Origin of the sequence: Rhizobium sp. 007, assembly GCF_015353075.1 — a bacterium.
GTDB lineage: Bacteria > Pseudomonadota > Alphaproteobacteria > Rhizobiales > Rhizobiaceae > Rhizobium.
The window spans coordinates 1024513-1043238 of record NZ_CP064188.1 but is presented as its reverse complement, the minus strand read 5'-3'; the positions used below and the strand labels follow the sequence as shown (position 1 = coordinate 1043238).

Genomic DNA, 18726 nt, shown 5'->3' with positions numbered 1-18726 from the left:
GTCCAGGAAAAGCTGCCCACCTTCGTCGACGAGGATGGCAACGGCACGCCCCCACGCATACCATCAAACCAGACACCAACCTCATCGACTTCGCGCTCTCGGACATCGACCTGAAAAGCGAACGCATGACGAGAGCCGACATGTTGAGCGTCTTCGTCGACAGGGAAGACTGAGGCCTCCCTGGATGATTTCGAATCTACGGTTCACAAGATTTGAACCTGCCGCCACGACATCCTCGGTTGGTTCAACCAAAACATTGACGGACCAGAAACTCCAATCCTTCGAAAGCCAAACTGTCTCGAATTGGAGACGGGCAATCGCCAAAGGACATGATCGATTTGATTGAGTGAGACGCCGTCGAGCGGCCTTGCGGCCGCCGGCGCGGTCATTTAGTAGTCACGCTGACGCGGCGAGGCCAGCAGCATTGTCTGCGCATAGGCCAGCGGCGAACGGTTGCCGGGCAGGTTCTCATCCAGGACCAGTGTTTTGATATCGTCGGAACGAACATCCAGCACCACGACGCGTTGAAGCTTGTCGAGCGACCAGACGGCGTAGCCAAGTTCTGCTACATAACCGCAATCACACCCGCAAGTGCCGCCCACGATCCGCCGCGCCTCCTCTGGCAGCAGCATGATTTGCGGCTTCGGCAATTTGTAGCAATGGCCCTCATATGCGTAACCATATATGACGCCCAAGCTTTTTATATATTGTTCGCCGTCTTTGCAGCATTGTTGCGGAATATTGATGTCAATAGGCAAAGTATAAAGCTTTTTTTCGTGCGATAACGCAAACGTAATATTTTCGCCAATTAAGGCGAGACTTTCAATATAAACGGATTTGACGGTGTCTCGTATGGCGGCAAAATTCTCTCTTCCAAGTTTCTTCTCAACTATTTGCTTTTCAATGATCTCATCGAGATCGTTGGCTTTCATCTCGAATAATTGAGGACCGGCGGGGCGGCCATACAATCTTACCTCGCCGGGATTGTAGGAATTCCCGGTTGGTTCAGTCAGCCCGGTTTGAGTGCTACCCACGCGGGGATGATCACAGCAACAGCTCATTTCCCTCTCCTTTCAAGGTTTTATCTTGAACCGATAATTTCACGCCAAACGAAATTTTCCTCCAGTTGATCAGCCGCGGCGCCATCGGCGGCCGAGATGATGGCACTTGCTGCCTGATCAAGCCGCATGGTGTTCGGATCCAAATTGCGCAGCGACGCGGCAAGCGCGCGCCCAACGGAGTCCCGGGCGGTGATCAGCGCCAGTTTGAAAAACAGCGGCCTTTGTCTGAAAGTTTCCTCGGTCAATTGCCGAAATCTGTCGAATTCGTCTTGCGCCAGGTCCCGAAGGTCGATGTTGAGAAGCCGCTTGTCGGCGCAGCCATTTGCGACGAGTTGGCGATGGTATAGCTCAACGATGCTATCGAACACGGCGCCGACGAACGGAAGGGAGCGGTCGTGAACCTCCCGCGTAACTTCCGACATCCTTCGAAAATTCGTCGCGAGGCGGATCTGGGTCTCCGGGCTTGTCTCCGCAAAACGGTTGAGTTCGTTATACAGCAGCAGGTTGCCTCTCGTGCGGCGCAGCAGCCGGTCGATGGCTGAATCGAAATGCAGGAACGAGATAAGCGACACGATGTCGGAAAAAGCCTCGGCAAACGGAAAGTAGTCGGCTTCGCGCGTTATCCCGGTTGGAACGCCTGTCTCCGACAAACTTATCAAATGCCCGATCTCGTGGGCGATGGTATCGAAGTTCAGCGCGAAGGGCCGTTCCACGCCACCGGCTCTTGAGCAGCCGAGTTCAAGGAAACCATAGCCGGCCTGAGCATTGCTCCACTCCAGGAAGGGAACGATTTCAAGTCGCGGATAGGTCTGATCGAAGAACCAGCGGACGGGCCGCCCCAGGTAGCTGCGCCAGATATCGATGACGAAATTCACGCACGCGTAGGCGTGGACGCCGAGATACGATCGCGACCGTGGATCCAGACTGTCGAAGTGCCGATCCGGGCCGGGCCTGGTCGGTGGACGCATGGCGCCGTCGAATGGCGGCAATCGGGAAAGACCGTAAGGTTGCTTGTCGAAAAGTGGATCCACCACATACATTGAGATGTCACTGGGACCATCACCGATCTCGTCGGGCAGTATGGATAGCCATACGCGATCCGGCTGTTCGTAGCCGGGGATGAAGGGAGGTTGAGGAAATATCCAGAATCGCGTGCCCAAACGCGATTCCACTCTTTCTAGTGTAGCGTTTTGGCGCAGTTCCATCACGGTATCTCACAATGAAGAAAGGGATGGCAACAACGTTTAATTAGTATGTGCTTAATAAGCTTATGTCAATATGAGCAGCCTCCAGATCTCTGATGAACGTGTTGGTGACGATCCATGGATGCGCGACGGCTGGGCGCGTGCCGTGCTGTGCCGAAAGGCGGGAAGCCATGCGCAGGGCAAGCAGCGCGTCGACTTTTTTTTGCCTTGTCACCATATCCTTGCCCAGCTCGGAAATTCTATGATCCGGCCATCCCACAGCACGGAGAACCGCCCCGAGCGAGCGGTCCCTAAAATTCATCGCGCGAGCGACTGACGTAAGAAGGCTCCGCTCGGCGGGCGTGATGATTTTTCGGCGCATCAGAGCGGAGAACGTCCGCTGAAGGTCGATCATGGAATCCGTCAGCGGAAGAAAGCCGAGCTCCGCCGGTCCGGACTGAACGGCGACTGCATCATCGGGAGCAAGCGGCCACCTTCGATACCATCTGTAGATCAGCCCAAGGCCGATCATGCCGAATTCGCAGAGTTCCGCCGCCCGCAGCGCTCCCATGCTCGCAGCGCCGATCATCAGAATCCCCTGCGACATGGCCCACAGGATTTCCTTATGCCGGACAGCCGGCCTGTCTTCGAACTGGCCGTCAATGAGCACCATCGCGCGAGGATGGAAGGCATGAGCGGCGAGCAGGATGTCGCCTTGGGAGGCTGGTTGCAGAAAGATGGCATCGAGCATTTTCTCTGCCGCCCCCAGCAGCATGGTCGGGCCGAGAAATACCAGAATAGGGCCTTCACCGTTTGTAGCGGCCATGGGAGCTTCAACGCAAAATAGAGAAAGGATGTGCTGTTGGAAGAATGGTTCTGACGCATTGAACACCGGTTTCAGCATCCGACCCCACCGGCACAGCGAGCACAGGTCCCAGCCCGGCAGTAACGACCCTCTCGATCACATCGCCCGGACTGGAAACCACAAGGGCCTTACTTGATGAATCTCCTGCTGCGGGTGTCTGATTGAGAATGAGTTCGCGGGCCCTCGCAACGACGGCGTCAGTTCTTTTTTTAAAATGCCTTCTGGTTTGATCGTCTCGCGTACCCGATATCGCGCCGGCTCGCGCAGCCAAAGCCTCCAGCAGGGCGTCGGAGGCCGCAGCCTCGATGCTGGGACCCGCAGAATAACCCTCCGTGGGAAGCGCGAGAATGGGTTCGCTGGAGCCCGTCTCGATCGTCTGGCACCATACCACCGGAACCATTGCTGGCGAGGAGGCATGCCAAAGCCCGACTGAAATCCCGCGGGCGGCGGCTCGAGACAGCATTTGATCGAAGCTGCTTCCCAATCCGGAAGTCGATATCCGCATTCGATCCAGAAATCCGTGGGTCTGGAAAGCGCGAGCGATAGCATCGCGCTCGATGCATTCGAACAGCCCATGGAGGAAAGCCTCGCAGGACGTCATATGACAGGCAAGGCCGGTTGTCGTGCGAACGAACAGCCCGTCGTGCGGCGGCGGCTCGATATAGCACGTGTCGACGAGCTCCAGCGGAACCGGCTGCAGAGAACCGGTGACGACGTCGGTCCCGGAGACCCAGGGAATGGTCCGTTCCCGCCAACCGTTCCGGCAATCCGTCAAGACCAGATTTTCAAATAGACCTGGGGCTATGCCGAGATCGTCTGCCGTGGCGAAAAAGACCCGGTCCGACGGTATCGTCTCGGCATAGAAGCGCTCCAAGGATTCCATGATGGCGCCGACCGCCGCGGCCGCGATGGAAAGACCACGTCCGAGCGACGTGACTTCGGACAGGGCGCCCGGCCGGGTGGCTTGAACAATCAGAAGGCCGAGACGGTCGAGGCCGGTCAGGTCTCCCAGCCTGGTAATTTGCGCGCGGCGGCAGAGCGACAGGATGGTCCGAAAGCAGCGCTCGGTCTCGTCCAGACTAGGCTGTTGCGGGAGCGGCGACCTCATCTTCGAAACGATTTCGCTGTGCAAAGCCAAAAGCGCGCCATCGTCCGGCCGATTCAATCTCAGGCTCCCGCGCTCAGAATTCGACATCAACGGCGAGTTCCCTGATCGAATGGATAGCCCTTTGATGCAGGGCGACGGCCCCCTGATTGGCAGCGATCTTAACGGCCGTCCGCAGATCTGCGGCGGCCAGTTCCCTACCAGCCTTTCCCTTGGCATGAAGGACGGCGCGTCCCCTGTAAAGCTCCGCCAGCCAATAAGCGTGACCAGTGTCCTTGGCTTCCCTGATCGCATCGGTCGCCACCTCGATCGCTGATGCATAGTTGCCCGCGAGCCCCAACATGGTCGCATGCATGTATAGGTAAATCGGCAGATCAGCGACTGCTCCCAGCCGTCTGAGAAGCGACAGCCCTTCCTGAAACATCTCAAAACCGGCGGAGCGATTCTTGCTGTGCGCATTGGCCCATCCCCCAAAGAGAAGGGAGAGCCCTGAGAGAGATTGCATCTCGTGTTGTCGGGCAAATTCTCCCATTCGCAACGAGATCTCGACGAGGCGCTCATGATCGTTCCGATAGAAGGCCGATACCGCTTCGGTGTCGAGCGAATGAGCCTTGCTTGGAGCATGGGATATTCCATCGACAAATGCGACCATCTCCGAAAGCGCTTTGTCCGATGCCTCGACCTGTCCCGTGAGCCAAAGCGACAGTGCCAGTTGCCCAAGGCCGCAAACCTTCGCGTCGTGGCCGCCAAACAACGTCCTGCTCGTTTTTGCCAGCCGCTCGTCATAAAGCGCTAGGCCTGCCGCAATCGCATCCTGCGTTTCCCGATGTCTGCCGACGTTGAATTCAATCGCCCAGATGCAATGATTGACCTGAAGCCTTGTCTCCGGATCGTCGACTTGGGACAGCATCACCTGCACTTCAAGCGCCCGTTCGTGCATGACAAGGAAATCCTTACCGGTCAGCCACCAACCCCAATAGATTGGAAACCATTCGGACTGCTCCTCCATTGGCCGCCGCCGGGCGATGGCGACGCCGTCCTCATATAGCTTACGCGCTGGTGGCGAGTTCTGCCCCACTGTTGCGGTTAAGACGGGCCCGAGGGCAGTCAATGCTGAAAGCTGCAGCAACTCGGCCGAACTGCTTTCGCTGATCTTGTCGCAGAGTGCCAAGGCATGTTCGAGATAGTGCTGCGCCTCCACCATCGCCGACCGGCTCGAACTTTCCTTTCCAGCCAAAATGAACCGATCGATTGCCTCTTCCAAGAGATCCGCATGCTCTGCATGCTCGGCAACCGCGCCGATATCGAACCAAGGGGCGATTTCACGATCTTGGCTTACTGCCGCAAAAAGGCGCCCATGCAGTATCCTGCGTTGTTTGCGAAGCAACGTATTGTAGATCGTCTCCCGAATTAGGGCGTGCCGGAAGCCATATGCGATTGTTCCTGGCATTCTGATCTGCGTAAGAAATCCGGTCTCGCAAAGCGCATCCGCCGCGGTCACCAGAGACTTCTTGCTAAAGTCGGGCAGAAGCGCGCGAAGGAGCGGCAGCGTGACGCGGGCGCCCGAGACTGCTGCGGCTAGCGCGATATCCCTCGCGAAGCCGAGGTTATCAAGCCGCGCATCGAGTATTCCCGCCAATGCCGGAATATGACCCGGTGTAGCCTTTCCTGACATTTTCATCGGGTCGGTCTCTGCACTTTCGGAAAACCACCGGCAGATTTCCTGGATGAACAGGGGAATACCCGCTGATATGCGCTCGGTGACTTCAATCAGTTCCGGGAGTAGGGCCTTGCGGTGCTCCGGCCATCCCGCCTCTATCGCCAGCCTCGCTTCTTCACGGTCGAGAGGCTCGAGTTCAATACGCGTCGGATTTCTCTCATTCAGCCACTCCATCGAGGGGCCGGGACGAAAGGTGGCGACGAGAAGTATAGGGAACTTCTCCACGACTCGCGAGGCTTCTGCCAGCAAGTCCTGCGAGGTCGGGTCGATCCAATGGATGTCTTCGATGGCTATGACGATCGGTCCATTGACGGACATCATCTCAAGCGCGCGGACCATGGCACGGCGGGCTTTTTCCCGCACGGCCTTGGGATCGAGGTTCGACAAAACCTCGTTCCGGCCCGACGCTCCGAGAATATGGGTAAATACTTCAATAACATCCGCATCAAAAACGCCATGGCGCTGAAACTGAGTTGCAACGGCGGCGGCGGTCAGCCGCGATTGTCCGCCCGAGTCGGAGCCGGGAAAGCTGTTCCGGAGCGGATGAAGGGTCGAGCGGAAGCCGCCGGGAAGGCATTGAAACAGGAATGATTTCGACCGGCCGCTTTGTGTAATTTTCCTGATTTCGTGCAAGAGCCGCGACTTGCCGATCCCCGCATCGCCTTCGATCGAGAGAACTTCACCATGCCCTTCAAGCACGCTTTTCCATGACTTCGCAACCATGCCGAGTTCACGTGTGCGTCCGATGAACGGACCATCAAGCCTTCCGAACGCATAAAATCTGTCGACCTCCTTTTTATGACCCAGCGCACGCCATACTTTCTCCGGTTCGGCAAAACCTTTAAGCGTTCGAATGCCTTCGAATACAAAGGCGTGCGACCGGCCCGCGAGGTTGCGCGTCTCCTCGGAGACGAGAACGCTATCGGGCGCGGCTATGGCCTGCAGGCGCGTAGCCATGGCGAGGGACGCACCTGCAATAGGTTCCTGCGTCTTGTCCTTCTCCTGTGCCTTCTGGATCAACGCGACCGATGTCGCGATGCCGATGCGAACGTGCAAATGGCGACCGACTTCCCGGCTAAGTCGCTTGCAGGCGTCGATGATCCCCAATCCCGCGCGGATGGCAAGCGACGCGGCATCCCTGGCGCCGAGTTCGGCCGGAAACAGCGCTACCCCTCCGTCTCCGGCCTCAACAAGCATGACGCCGGAACGCGCCGTTATCGACTGTTTCGCAGCACTTTGAAATCCAGCGATCAGATCCTGGTAATCTTCGATGTCCATCACGTGGAAAAGATCGGTTGATCCCACCAGGTCGTAAGAAAGCGCAGTTACAATGCGCCGTTCTCCGCCATACCCTGAAGAGCGGCCTTTGCGCCGAGGGGTCTTTGGCGATGATCGTGGTATGTTGCTCGCACTCTCGTGAGGCATCGCCACTCCGCCTTTTTGAGTATGGGTCCTGCGCTCCGTCAGCCGGCGACTATAGTATAACCCATCTCCATTGTCGGGTCATGAAACCTGCGCATTCATTTGTCGCCGCATTTGATGGAATGGGGATAGTCGATCTTGCCGGATTGATAGTGCCCGGCAGCAGCATGGCGTTCGGCACGACCCGAGCAGAAATCCACCGATGAAGGTTCCAACAGTCGAGCTGGCCGCCAGCAAAAGCGGGGGTTCGATGTCGCGGAAGGGGAATGGCGATCCGGCAGCGGATAGCCAGAACTCATCACCTAAGAGCCAGTGATAGAGGCTCACATACGAGAAGTCTGGATGGATCTTCTGCCCCACGCCGCCTATCCGCCCCTATGTCAAGATCGCAAGATGTTCTTCACAGGTTCGAACACGGGTCGGCATACTCGATATGTCTCGCGACCGTTGCTGTCGTAATCGAGGTGACGAGATCGGCCACCTGAAGAACACGCGAGTTGTTAAACGGCATCGTGAGTATGTTCGTCGCAAGATTTGCGAACTTGGCATAGACCGTTCCTGCTGAGACGATGTCGGCGCAGTCCGCGAGAAAGGCGTCTTCGCCACTGCGTCCGCCAGACGTGCCACTGTTTTACCATGCTGGAAAACTCTCGATGCTCGGATTGGATCTCCCATCCACTTTATCCACAGGCAAGCGCAGCAAGAGTCACAATTTTCGGGCCGTCACAATGTCACAAATTTCAATATCTCTATATGCTCAATCTTTTTTGTAACCAGATACTTAAGACTCTTCCCGATGAGAGCCTTGAGTTTTCGAGTCTCTCATCGCCCACCATTCCATTTTTTCCTATTTGATTATTCATCGCTTTTTCCCTCGTTTGTCTCACCCTCATTTTTGGGCGGCAAAAGTGAGACATTTTGCTCGCTCAAATCGGCGGTCAAAGGCGTTCGCCGTCATCCGCCGTTTGTTCGCTTTCTCGGCATTTGCTGAATGTTTGGGGGCTGAGAAGATCGCGACCAAGCATTGGAGCCCTCCTCGAGATCGGAAGCCCTGCATGCGCTCGCGTTTTCCATAACGGTCGTGCGACCGATGTTCGACGCCCATGGGCGCCCGAACTTGTCGGTGATCATTCGCGTTCTCTTTGGCACGATCCCTTACTTTCTCAGGGGCCGTGTCAATGACGGAAATCGGCCAATGGGGTTTTGTCCCCTATCGTGGAACCGGTCACGTTCATATTTTGGATTGTTGCAACCGTGTCTCGATTAGAATTCGATGTCCAAATTGTCCTCATGATCGTGATGGCCCGGAAGCTCGGGCGGCGGCGGCCCCGGAACCTCTGCCACCATTGCCTCCGTCATGATCATGAGACCGGCCACGGACGCAGCGCCCTGAAGCGCCGCGCGCACCGCCTTGACGGGATCGATGATGCCCGCTGCCACCATGTCGCCGAACGCTCCCTTCTGGGCGTCGTAGCCGTAGGCGAAATCATCTTTTTCGAGAATTCTCGCTGCAACGACCGAACCGTCCTCGCCCGAATTGGCCGCAATCTGCCGCGCCGGCCAGCGTATCGCCTCCGCGACGAGGCGGATGCCTGCCTGCTGGTCGGGGTGATCGATCTTGAGCGCCTCGAGTGCCTTTCCTGCCCGCAAGAGGGCGGTGCCGCCGCCTGGCAAGATACCCTCCTCGATGGCAGCGCGAGCAGCATGGACGGCGTTTCGGATGCGATCCTTCTTCTCCCTGACCTCGATCTCGCTCGTTCCGCCGACCCGGACCACGGCGATCCCACTCGAAAGCCGCGCCAGCCGTTCCTCCAGCTTGTCGCGGTCATAGTCGAAGTCAGACTGTTCGAGCTGGCGCTTGATGGCGGCGATGCGCGTCTCGATATCTACCGGTAGACCACGCCCTTCCACGATCGTCGTGTTTTGCTTGTCGACTGTAATCTTCCCCGCGCGGCCGAGGACATCGAGCGGCACGGTCTCGATCTTAAGGCCGAGATCCTCCGAGATGACCGTACCACCCGTCAACAGCGCAATATCCTGCAGGATCGCCTTGCGGAGCTCGCCGTAGGCAGGCGCCTTGACCGCTGCCACCTTGAGGCTGCCGCGCAGCTTGTTGACGACGAGCGCTGCTCTGACTTCGGCCTCGACATCTTCGGCGATAATGAGAAGAGGTTTGCCGGTCTGCACGACCTTTTCCAGGAGCGGCACCACTTTGTCGAGGCTCGCCAGCTTCTTCTCGCCGAGAAGGATATAGGCATCCTCGAACTCCACCCGCGTCCGCTCGCGGTTGGTAGTGAAATGCGGGGAGATGTAACTGCGGTCGAACTGGATGCCGGTGACGATCTCGATCTCGGTTTCGAGCGACCTGCCTTCCTCGACTGTGATCACGCCATTGTTGCCGACCTTTGCCATGGCTTCGGCGATGATGCGGCCGATTTCGGTGTCGCCGTTTGCCGCGATCGTGGCGATCTGGGCTATCTCCACATTCGAGGAAACGGCTCTTGCATTCTGCTTCAGCTCCGCCGCGACAGCCTCGACAGCACGATCGATGCCGCGCTTCAAGTCCATGGGATTCATGCCGGCCGCCACTGCCCGCACGCCGCCTCTGATAATAGCCTCGGCGAGCACGACCGCAGTCGTGGTGCCGTCGCCGGTCAGATAGGAGGTTTTGACGGCAACTTGCCGGAGCAACCGGACGGCCATGTCCTCAAACCTGTCTTGAAGCTCGATCTCCTTTGCAACGGTCACGCCGTCCTTGGTGATTTTCGCACCGAAGGGCCGGGCCATGGCGACATTCCGCCCCCGCGGTCCAAGTGTGACGCTGACAGCCCTTCCGAGCGTACCCACGCCATCTAACATGCTGTCTCGCGCCTCGAAGGCGTATTTGATGTCTTTGGCCGTCATGGCCTTCCTCCCAAGAGTTGCCGCCTCACTCCGCGGCCTGAGCAGTATTGGCGTATGGTAATCCGAGCCGGTTCCAGACATCGGACAGCGCCGCCACAAGGTGGCTGATCATGATGTCATCGTGGCATGGCGACGGCGTGATGCGCAGCCGCTCGGTTCCCTTGGCGACGGTCGGATAGTTGATCGGCTGGATGTAGATGCCGTACTCGGCCAGTAGAATATTGCTCGCCGCCTTGCACTTTGCCGGATCGCCGACCCACACGGGAACGATGTGGCTGTCGCTTGGCATGACCGGCAGCCTTGCCGAATTCAGTTCGGCCTTGACGCGCCGGACGCGGTCTTGGTGGCTTTGACGCTCCGACTGCGAGGTCTTCAGGTGGCGGATCGCGGCGGTGGCCGCTGCGCAGATGGGCGGCGGCAAAGCCGTCGTGAAAATGAAACCCGGCGCGTAGGAGCGCACGGCGTCGATGAGATCGCTATTGCCGACGATATAGCCGCCGAGACATCCGAAAGCCTTGGCCAGGGTACCTTCGATGACGTCGATCCGCTCCATGGCGCCATCGCGTTCGGCAACGCCGCCGCCTCTCGGCCCATACATTCCCACCGCATGCACCTCGTCGAGATAGGTCATGGCACCGTAGCGTTCGGCGAGCTCGCAGATGCAATGGATCGGCGCGATGTCGCCGTCCATGGAATAGAGGCTTTCGAGGACGATGAGCTTCGGCCGCTCGAAGGCGACGGCCTTCAGCAGTTCCTCAAGGTGTCGCACGTCGTTGTGGCGGAAGATCTGCCTTTCCATTCCGGATTGGCGAATCCCCTCGATCATGGAATTGTGGTTGAGCGCATCGGACAGGATCAGACAGTCGGGTATGAGCTTGGCGATGGTGGAGATGCCCGTCTGGTTGGATACATACCCCGACGTGAAGACCAGAGCCGCATCCTTGCCATGCAGATCCGCGAGTTCGGCTTCCAGTTCGACGAGCGGATGGTTTGTGCCGGAAATGTTGCGGGTACCGCCCGCACCTGTCCCGTGGCGTCGCGCAGTGTCAATCATGGCTTCGATCACCTTGGGATGCTGTCCCATACCGAGATAATCGTTGGAGCACCAGATGACGACCTCCCGCAGTCCCGATGGGGAGCGCCAGGTGGCGAAGGGAAAACGTCCCGCGATCCGCTCCAGATCGGCAAAGACGCGGTATCGCTGCTCTGCATGGAGTCGTGATATGGCGGCGGCGAAGTACTGGCCGTACCGTCCAGTCCCCTTGTTCCCACCCTTCCCCCAGGTCATGTCCGGCCTCCTCGCCGGCGTCCGCTCAACCTCCATTGCGAGCCTCCGTCATCAGATGGCGCAAGGTGGCCGCGATGTCGTCCGCCGGCGTGTCAGCCGACATGCCCCGTGCAAACTTTCCCTCCGGCGACATTATGTAGATGTACGTGCCGTGATCGATGAGATAGTCGTCCCGGCCTGTTCCGGTGCGGTGCCGCTCGCTGTAGACGCCGTATGCCTGCGATACCGCTGCGATCTGCTCCGGCGTTCCCGAGAGCCCGACGATCCGCTTGTCGATTGCTTCGGTATATTCGCCCATTGCCTTTGGAGTGTCGCGCTCCGGATCGACCGTAATGAAGATCGGCTGCACCTCTTGCGCATCCGCCCCGAGCTGCTCGAGCGCGACCGCGATTTGGCTCAGCGTCGTCGGGCAGGCATCGGGGCAGAAGGTGTAACCGAAGAAAACCAGCAGCCACTTGCCGCGGAAAGTCGCATCCGTCACAGCTTGCCCGTCGGACGCAGTGAGGGTGAAGGGGCCTCCCACCGTCGTTTCAGAGATCGCGCGAGCGGGCCAGGCGGTCACCACCGCCGTCGCCGCCAGCATGGTTGCAGCGAGGGCTAGCCACTGCCGCGCCGAAGCGCGATGGTCCTTCCATGGGCGATCCATCTTTTGCCTCCGGGGCCCGCAACTGTACATTACCGCACAGTTGAGGTCGGTAGCGATGGGACAGAACGTTCGCAGAACAGGTAAATCGGCTCGCGGTTACCATCCACACGCCACGCGCCGAGGGAATCTGCTTTTTCTGCCGCGTAAATCTGGCCGGTATTCCACTACCAGTTCAGATCGATTTCCCTTGATATTAGAATCATTCTGATCAAGAATGCAACATCTCCGTTAAGGAAGAGGAGGGTGCTGTGAGGAGGCATCATTTCTTCTCTGGATTTCTTACGGTGGCAACGGCGGCGATTGGCGTTCCTGGTCAATCCTATGAAATTACCGCCGTTGCGGGAGGAGGCTCCATCGAGGGTGTTGTTGTCTACAACGGCACCGTCCCGACGAAGAAGATCATCCCCACCAAAGACGTCCAGGTCTGTGGAACTCCACGCGACGAACCGTTGGTCCGGCTTGGCGCCGGCAAGGCCGTTGAAAGTGCGGTCGTATATCTGGTCGACGTGGCATCTGGCAAAGAATGGCCAACGGCAGGGAAGACGCCCGAACTCGACAATGAAAAATGCCGTTTCGAACCGGAAGTGCAGGTTATCCCGGCGGGCCCGCTGAATGTCGTGAATTCCGATCCCGTGCTGCATAATACGCATGGCTACTATGGCAAGCGCACGGCGTTCAACCTTGCCTTGCCCAACAAAGGCCAGACCATTCCCACCGAATTGCCCCGGCCCGGAACGGTACGTATTGACTGCGACGCGCATGGCTGGATGGAAGGCTGGATTTATGTTGCCAACAATCCCTACTACTCAGTCACGGGGAGCGATGGCAAGTTCTCGATCACCGACGTCCCGCCGGGTGACTACAAGCTCGTGGCCGTGCAGCCCTTCACCGGGCCCATGGAAATGTCTGTCAGCGTTGAGGGTGGCAAAGCCACGAAGCTCGATATCGAACTTAAGAAACAGTAGTACGAAGTAAAGAGCAAAAAGAAAAGTCCTGATGTGGCCTAGCGCGTCACGTCTGCCTCTGTGACGGCCGAGCCTTTTTTGGCCAGGTAGGAGAAACCCCATGTCTGACGAGCTTGATCGTTTGCGCCGGGAAATGCATGCGGTGCTGCAGCCCGCTGGGGTGCGTCCAGATGACACGCTCCAGATAACGCGCCGCACTTTCGTTCACAAATCGCTGTTGTTCGGTGCCGCCACGGTCGCGCAGACCTTCGCGTGGTGGCCGTTGCTCAACACGATCGACATCGCGCACGCAGCCGAAGAGCCGTTTATGTTCGCCTGGATTTCGGACACACACCTGTATCCGCGATCCCTGAACACGCGCTTCGTCGACAAAACCATACGCGCGGCCCAAGAGGTCAAGGCGATGAATCCGCCCGCCGACTTCCTGGTCTTCGGCGGCGATCTGGCGCAGCTCGGCAAGATCGAGGAGCTCGAGCTTGGCGTCGAGTTGCTGAAGGACGTCACAATACCCAAGCACTATATACCTGGCGAGCACGACTGGTATCTGGACATGGGCAAGAAGTGGGGCGAACTGTTCGGCCAGTCCAATTGGACCTTCGACCATAAGGGCGTCCGCTTCATCGGTCTCGATACAGTGAGCCGGGGACCGGACTACTGGAGCGCCAAGAACATGACGCCCGAGGAGCGCATGGGCCACATGGCGACCCTCGACGGCACAGTCGCCGGTCCCTGGGCCGGCGTCGGCCGCGACCAGCTCGACTGGATGGAGAAGACACTCTCCGACTGGGACAAGGCAAGACCCGTGGTGATCTTCAGTCACAATCCGCTCTACGAATACTATCCACCCTGGAATTTCTGGGTCCGCGACTGGCGCGAAGTCCATCAGGTATTGATGCCCTTCAGCAAGGTCACGAACATCCACGGCCATACGCATCAGGTGCTCTATAACGAGATCGGCACGATGCGGTCTATCGGCATGCTTGCGACCTCGTGGCCGTGGCCCTATGCGCCCGAAGGCGTACCAAAGCTGACGAAGCCGATGATCCGCGTCGATCCCGGCGATCCTTATGACGGGGTCGGCTGGGGCAAGATCGACGTCGCCGCAAACGACGATGTAAACGCGGAATACGTGATGTGGGGCCGCAAGGAGGTCTTCGTCCAGTCTCCCGAGGACCACGACAAGAACGTGTCGGAAGTCATCCGTCCGCGGATCGCCGATAACATGTGGCCATATCGATAGGAGGAATAGCTATGACAAGCAAAGCAACCCTCCCCGGCACACTGCGGATTTCCTCGATAGGAGGCGCAATCGGCATTGCCCTTCTCGTCGGACCGGCCGGCGCGCACAAGGATCCGATAACCCCGCAACAGTTGAAGGCCTTTCAGGACGTTTTCCTGGAACAGGTCAGGAAGGGAGACCTGCTTTTTCATGGCGATCAAGCGACGGCTGACGCCATGGGCGTCGGCGACAGCCTTTCGACTACGGGAATGGCTTGCGCCATGTGCCACCCCATGGCGTCGGACACCCATCCGCAGTCCTTCCCGAAATTCCAGGCGCAAATTAACCAGTTCGCGACCCTGCGGGATATGATCAACTGGTGCATCGAAAAGCCGAACCAGGGCGTGAAGATCGATCCTGAGTCCGAGGCGATGAAGTCGCTGGAAGCCTACATTACTTGGTCCAATACGGGCTCGGTGCTCCAGCCTGGCAAGTTTTAGGCTTCAGCCGCTGCCGGCGGTACCGGCACGCAAAGAGGAGATGTGTCTTGGCAGAAACCGCGACAGTGTTGCGGGGCCGCTTCGCCAATGTAGACCTCGATGAATTGGTCGACCGTCCGGTCGTGCGCGTCTGGCTCTACTGGGGCATGTTCTGGCTGATGGTGACGCCGTCCGTCGGGGTGGCGATTTCGGGACTGTTCAACTATCCGGACTATCTCGGCACCGAAAATCTGGCGCTCACTTTCGGGCGCCTCCGGCCGGTGCACATCAACGGCGTCATCTTCGGCGCCTTTTCGGCGCTCTTCATCGGGGAATGCTACTATCTCGTGCCGCGTCTCTGCGGCGTGCGGGTGCCTTGGCCGCGGCTGAGCGTCTCAATGGCCTGGCTGTGGAACATCGTTATGGCCGCTGCCCTCGTGGCACTGGCCCTCGGCGAAAATCACGGGCTCGAAGCGGGCGAGCTTCCGCTATTCGCCGAGATTCCGATCTTCGCCGTGATCGCGACGGTCACGGCGCAATTCCTGATCACCATCGCCCGGCGCCTCGAGCCGCCTCTCTACGTCGCGCTGTGGTATCTGATCGGGGCGTTCGTCTGGACGACGATGAACCTCGTGCTGGGCAGCTTCATCCTTCCCTACACCATCAGCGGAATCAACAGCGCCGCCTTCCACGGCCTCTACATCCACTACATCGTAGGCCTGTGGCTGACGCCGGCGGGCTATGTACTGATCTACTACTTTCTGCCGGTCAGCGCGCGCAATCCGCTCTTTTCCCACAAGCTTTCGCTGGTCGGCTTCTGGTCGCTCGCGCTCTTCTATCCCTTTGTCGGCATTCATCACTATCTCTTCAGCCCGATCGCCGACTGGGCCGAGACAATCGCAATCGTCACATCGATGCTGCTGATCATCCCGGTCTGGACGGTGCTGGTGAACTTCTTTGGAACCATGATGGGCAAATGGCATGAACTCGGCACGAACCTTCCGGCCAAATTCCTGATCACGGGCTCGATCATGTATCTCTTCGGATGCTTCCAGGGATCCACAGAAGCCTTGCGAGCCCTGCAGCAGCCGACGCATTTCACCGACTTCGTCATCTCGCACTCGCATCTGACCGTGTTCGGAACCTTTGTCGTCTGGGCAATGGGCGGGCTGGTGTACGCCTGGCCGCGTTTGTGGGGCCGCGAACTCTGGTCGTTTCGGATGGGCAACTGGTCTTTCTGGCTGATCACCGCCGGAATCTCGACCATGGGTATTGGTCTAACCGCCGGCGGACTTCAGCAGGGGTTTCAGTGGATGAACGGCGTTGAATGGCTGGACTCGATCGTCCACATGAAACCCTATTGGCTGCTGCGCACGCTGGCAGGCATCACCATGGATATCGGCATGTCGCTGCTCGTCCTCAACATGATGATGACCGTGATTAGAGAGCCCGTAAAGTTAAGAGAACGTGAGCCGATACCCGGCTCGAGCACCATACCGGTCGGTGGGCCCGCCCAATGAGCGCACGGTTCGTCGCACTGGTGGCTGGTATCGGCTTCTTCTTCCTTGCGGTGTTCACGCAGGGAATCCTTCCATTCTTCGAACCGTCAGCCCGCACGACGAAGGTCACAGCCGCTGTCCGTACCAGCTTCGGCCAGGTCAAATGGATGGTGGCCGATGCGACCGACTACACACCGCTGCAGAGCCGAGGCCGCGCCGTCTATTTGCGGGAAGGCTGCTGGTATTGCCATTCGCAGTTCGTGCGCCCGGTGACCGGCGAGACTCGCCGCTGGGGCCCAGTTTCGGAATCGGGCGAATTCGCCTATGACGTGCCACACCTGTTCGGAACGCGCCGCATCGGCCCGGATCTCACACGCGTCGGCCTGAAATACGGCGACGAATGGCACCTCGCCCATTTCTGGGATCCGCGCATGCTGGTTCCAGATTCGGTTATGGCACCCTATCGCGGTCTTTTCGATGAGCCGGAGGGACCCCTTAGGATTGTCGACGATGGTGCCGGCGGTCGCACACTGGAAAGGACGCCTGTTACCGAGCGTTTCTTCCGCTTTGACAGCCAGGATCTGATATCGCTAACGCCGAACGCCAACGGGCTGCTGTTCGTGCCGATCGAGGCGCGACAGAAGAAGCCAGTCATTCTTATCCCTAACGAGGAATTTACGGGCCAGACCGTAACGATCGCGGCTGAGACCGAGGATCTCCACGCGCTCGTTGCCTATATGCAGAAGCTCGGCATGAACCGCGGGAAATGGCGCGACCTTTTCGAACCGCAGCAATTGCAGGTCGTCGACGTTTCCTTGCCACGGTCGCAGGAATGGATATTGCACGGCAAGAACGTCTATGAGCGCCGCTGCATTGGCTGCCACGGTGTGACGGGCGATGGCAATGGTCCGGCGGCAACTTTCATGTACAAGCAACGGCCGCGCGATTTCACGGCTGCCGTCTTCAAGTTCAGGCTGACGCAAGGGCCGCTGCCGACGGATGGAGACCTGCTGCGCACGATCACGCGCGGCGTGCGCGGCACCGCAATGCCTGCATGGCACGAACTGCCCATCAACGATCGCCTCGCCGTTATCCAATACATCAAGTTTGAGCTGGCGGTCGATCGCTCCGATCCCTCCGCGCCTTATGAATTCTTCACGGAAGAGCCCCCCGGCGGGCCGCTGCTGATCGGCGAGCTCCCGCAGCCTTCCGAGCAGCTTCTGGCGCATGGCAGGCAGATATGGCAGTCGGCCAAATGCTGGGAATGCCATGGACAGGAGGGGAAAGGCGACGGCGAGAAGGCCGCCGGACTGAAGGATGATCTCGGCTTCACCAGCGTGCCTGCGGACCTCACCAGCGGCCAGTTCAAATCCGGCCCGGCCGTCCAGGACATATTCCGGACAATGACCACGGGACTGAGCGGCACGCCAATGCCATCCTACCGCAATGCGTTCCCGGACGAGGATCGATGGGCGCTCGCCTACTACGTTCTGTCGCTTTCCGCCTACAAGGATCCCCTGACCCTCGAACCGCTGAACATAGCCGAGGCCGACCGGGAGGCGCTCGACGACCTCAACCGTCAGGCGTCCTCTCCGGACAAGGCTTACGTACCGGGCGCCGGTGCGGCAACCAGCCGGCTCGACAAGGGCGCAGGCGATGCTCCGGCGAAAATTGCTCAGGGAGAATGACGCATGGCGGATTTCGGAATTGCTGGTCCCTATGTCGGCGCAATGTTGATGAGCCTCGGGGCTCTCTGCCTCTTCATATGGGGGGTGCTTTCGGGAGCTTTGAGCAACGCAGACAGGGTCTCGCAGGAATTCTTCGAGAGGGAGATGGAAAATGACAGAAGGACAGACCACGAAACCGACCGGAAGCCGTGATGCGGACGTTCCCGAGAGTAGAGAGCATGAGATGGAGGAATATGCGGGCGGCCACATCGAAGCGCACCATGGATACATCCCCGTGTGGCTTCTGGCTGTCTATTTCGTACTTTTCGTATGGGGGCTTTACTACAGCTACAACTACTGGGGCGGACTTGGGCCGGGCCGGTTTTAGCGCATTGAAGCACGGCCTCTCGCGGAGCCCCGGATGGATTCAACGGCTGTGAGCAAGAAGGAGACCAATGATGTTGGCGCCGAGGATCATTATAGCCGTCGTGATACTGAACCTTCTCTTCCTGGTCAGCGGATTGGCGTTCAACGTCATCGCTGCTCTCTGAACTGTAGGAGGATGGGATGCTTGCTGAGACCATGTTTTCCTTCGCTGATGCGGGCTTCAACCAGACGCTTGCCTTCATCGGCGGCGCCGTCTTTCATATCGCCTTCTTCGCCTGGGTCGCTTACCTCGCTTGGAGATAGGACCGGCCTTTG

The 18726-nt window shown here is 58.7% G+C and carries 16 protein-coding genes; 8 read left to right on the top strand and 8 right to left on the bottom strand.

What is annotated here, in order from left to right; translation table 11 throughout:
• Positions 1-389: 389 nt before the first annotated feature.
• The 8 genes from ISN39_RS26090 to ISN39_RS26055 form a co-directional block, all read right to left on the bottom strand.
• The gene (locus ISN39_RS26090) at positions 390-1061 is read right to left on the bottom strand and encodes a hypothetical protein (protein WP_194731047.1); all 672 of its coding nucleotides are present in this window, start codon (positions 1059-1061) and stop codon (positions 390-392) included.
• Between the two features lie 20 nt (positions 1062-1081).
• A complete protein-coding gene (locus tag ISN39_RS26085) occupies positions 1082-2266 on the bottom strand; it encodes a hypothetical protein (protein ID WP_194731046.1) in 1185 nt (394 codons plus the stop codon).
• A 43-nt stretch (positions 2267-2309) separates the two neighbouring features.
• Complete coding sequence (locus tag ISN39_RS26080) at positions 2310-3071, bottom strand: TfuA-like protein (protein WP_194731045.1); 762 nt, start codon at positions 3069-3071, stop codon at positions 2310-2312.
• Between the two features lie 7 nt (positions 3072-3078).
• Entirely contained in the window at positions 3079-4305 is a 1227-nt protein-coding gene (locus tag ISN39_RS26075) for a YcaO-like family protein (protein WP_246763434.1), read from the bottom strand.
• A complete protein-coding gene (locus ISN39_RS26070) occupies positions 4292-7360 on the bottom strand; it encodes an AAA family ATPase (RefSeq protein ID WP_194731044.1) in 3069 nt (1022 codons plus the stop codon). Before ISN39_RS26070 ends, ISN39_RS26075 begins: the two co-directional genes overlap by 14 nt.
• Before the next feature lie 1260 nt (positions 7361-8620).
• Positions 8621-10261 (bottom strand): chaperonin GroEL, encoded by a 1641-nt coding sequence (gene groL / locus ISN39_RS26065; protein WP_194731043.1) that lies wholly within the window; start codon positions 10259-10261, stop codon positions 8621-8623.
• A 25-nt stretch (positions 10262-10286) separates the two neighbouring features.
• The gene (hemA, locus tag ISN39_RS26060; RefSeq protein WP_194731042.1) at positions 10287-11549 is read right to left on the bottom strand and encodes a 5-aminolevulinate synthase; all 1263 of its coding nucleotides are present in this window, start codon (positions 11547-11549) and stop codon (positions 10287-10289) included.
• A gap of 25 nt (positions 11550-11574) precedes the next feature.
• Complete coding sequence (locus tag ISN39_RS26055; RefSeq protein ID WP_246763433.1) at positions 11575-12195, bottom strand: SCO family protein; 621 nt, start codon at positions 12193-12195, stop codon at positions 11575-11577.
• 248 nt (positions 12196-12443) lie between these two features.
• Here ISN39_RS26055 and ISN39_RS26050 point away from each other — a divergent pair, with 248 nt between their 5' ends.
• From ISN39_RS26050 to ISN39_RS37695, 8 genes are all read left to right on the top strand, one after another.
• Entirely contained in the window at positions 12444-13160 is a 717-nt protein-coding gene (locus ISN39_RS26050; RefSeq protein WP_194731041.1) for a carboxypeptidase regulatory-like domain-containing protein, read from the top strand.
• Between the two features lie 100 nt (positions 13161-13260).
• Entirely contained in the window at positions 13261-14400 is a 1140-nt protein-coding gene (locus ISN39_RS26045; RefSeq protein ID WP_074072072.1) for a metallophosphoesterase, read from the top strand.
• A gap of 11 nt (positions 14401-14411) precedes the next feature.
• Positions 14412-14879 (top strand): hypothetical protein, encoded by a 468-nt coding sequence (locus tag ISN39_RS26040; protein WP_194731040.1) that lies wholly within the window; start codon positions 14412-14414, stop codon positions 14877-14879.
• Positions 14880-14926: 47 nt separating this feature from the next.
• Positions 14927-16378 (top strand): cbb3-type cytochrome c oxidase subunit I, encoded by a 1452-nt coding sequence (locus ISN39_RS26035; RefSeq protein WP_194731039.1) that lies wholly within the window; start codon positions 14927-14929, stop codon positions 16376-16378.
• Complete coding sequence (locus ISN39_RS26030) at positions 16375-18045, top strand: cbb3-type cytochrome c oxidase subunit II (protein WP_194731038.1); 1671 nt, start codon at positions 16375-16377, stop codon at positions 18043-18045. Before ISN39_RS26035 ends, ISN39_RS26030 begins: the two co-directional genes overlap by 4 nt.
• Positions 18046-18048: 3 nt before the next feature.
• Positions 18049-18237, top strand: a complete 189-nt coding sequence (locus ISN39_RS26025; protein ID WP_074072076.1) for a hypothetical protein — start codon at positions 18049-18051, stop codon at positions 18235-18237.
• Complete coding sequence (locus ISN39_RS26020) at positions 18197-18412, top strand: hypothetical protein (RefSeq protein ID WP_194731037.1); 216 nt, start codon at positions 18197-18199, stop codon at positions 18410-18412. The genes ISN39_RS26025 and ISN39_RS26020 overlap by 41 nt, the downstream gene beginning before the upstream one ends.
• Before the next feature lie 179 nt (positions 18413-18591).
• The gene (locus ISN39_RS37695) at positions 18592-18714 is read left to right on the top strand and encodes a hypothetical protein (protein ID WP_257788118.1); all 123 of its coding nucleotides are present in this window, start codon (positions 18592-18594) and stop codon (positions 18712-18714) included.
• Positions 18715-18726 lie beyond the last annotated feature (12 nt).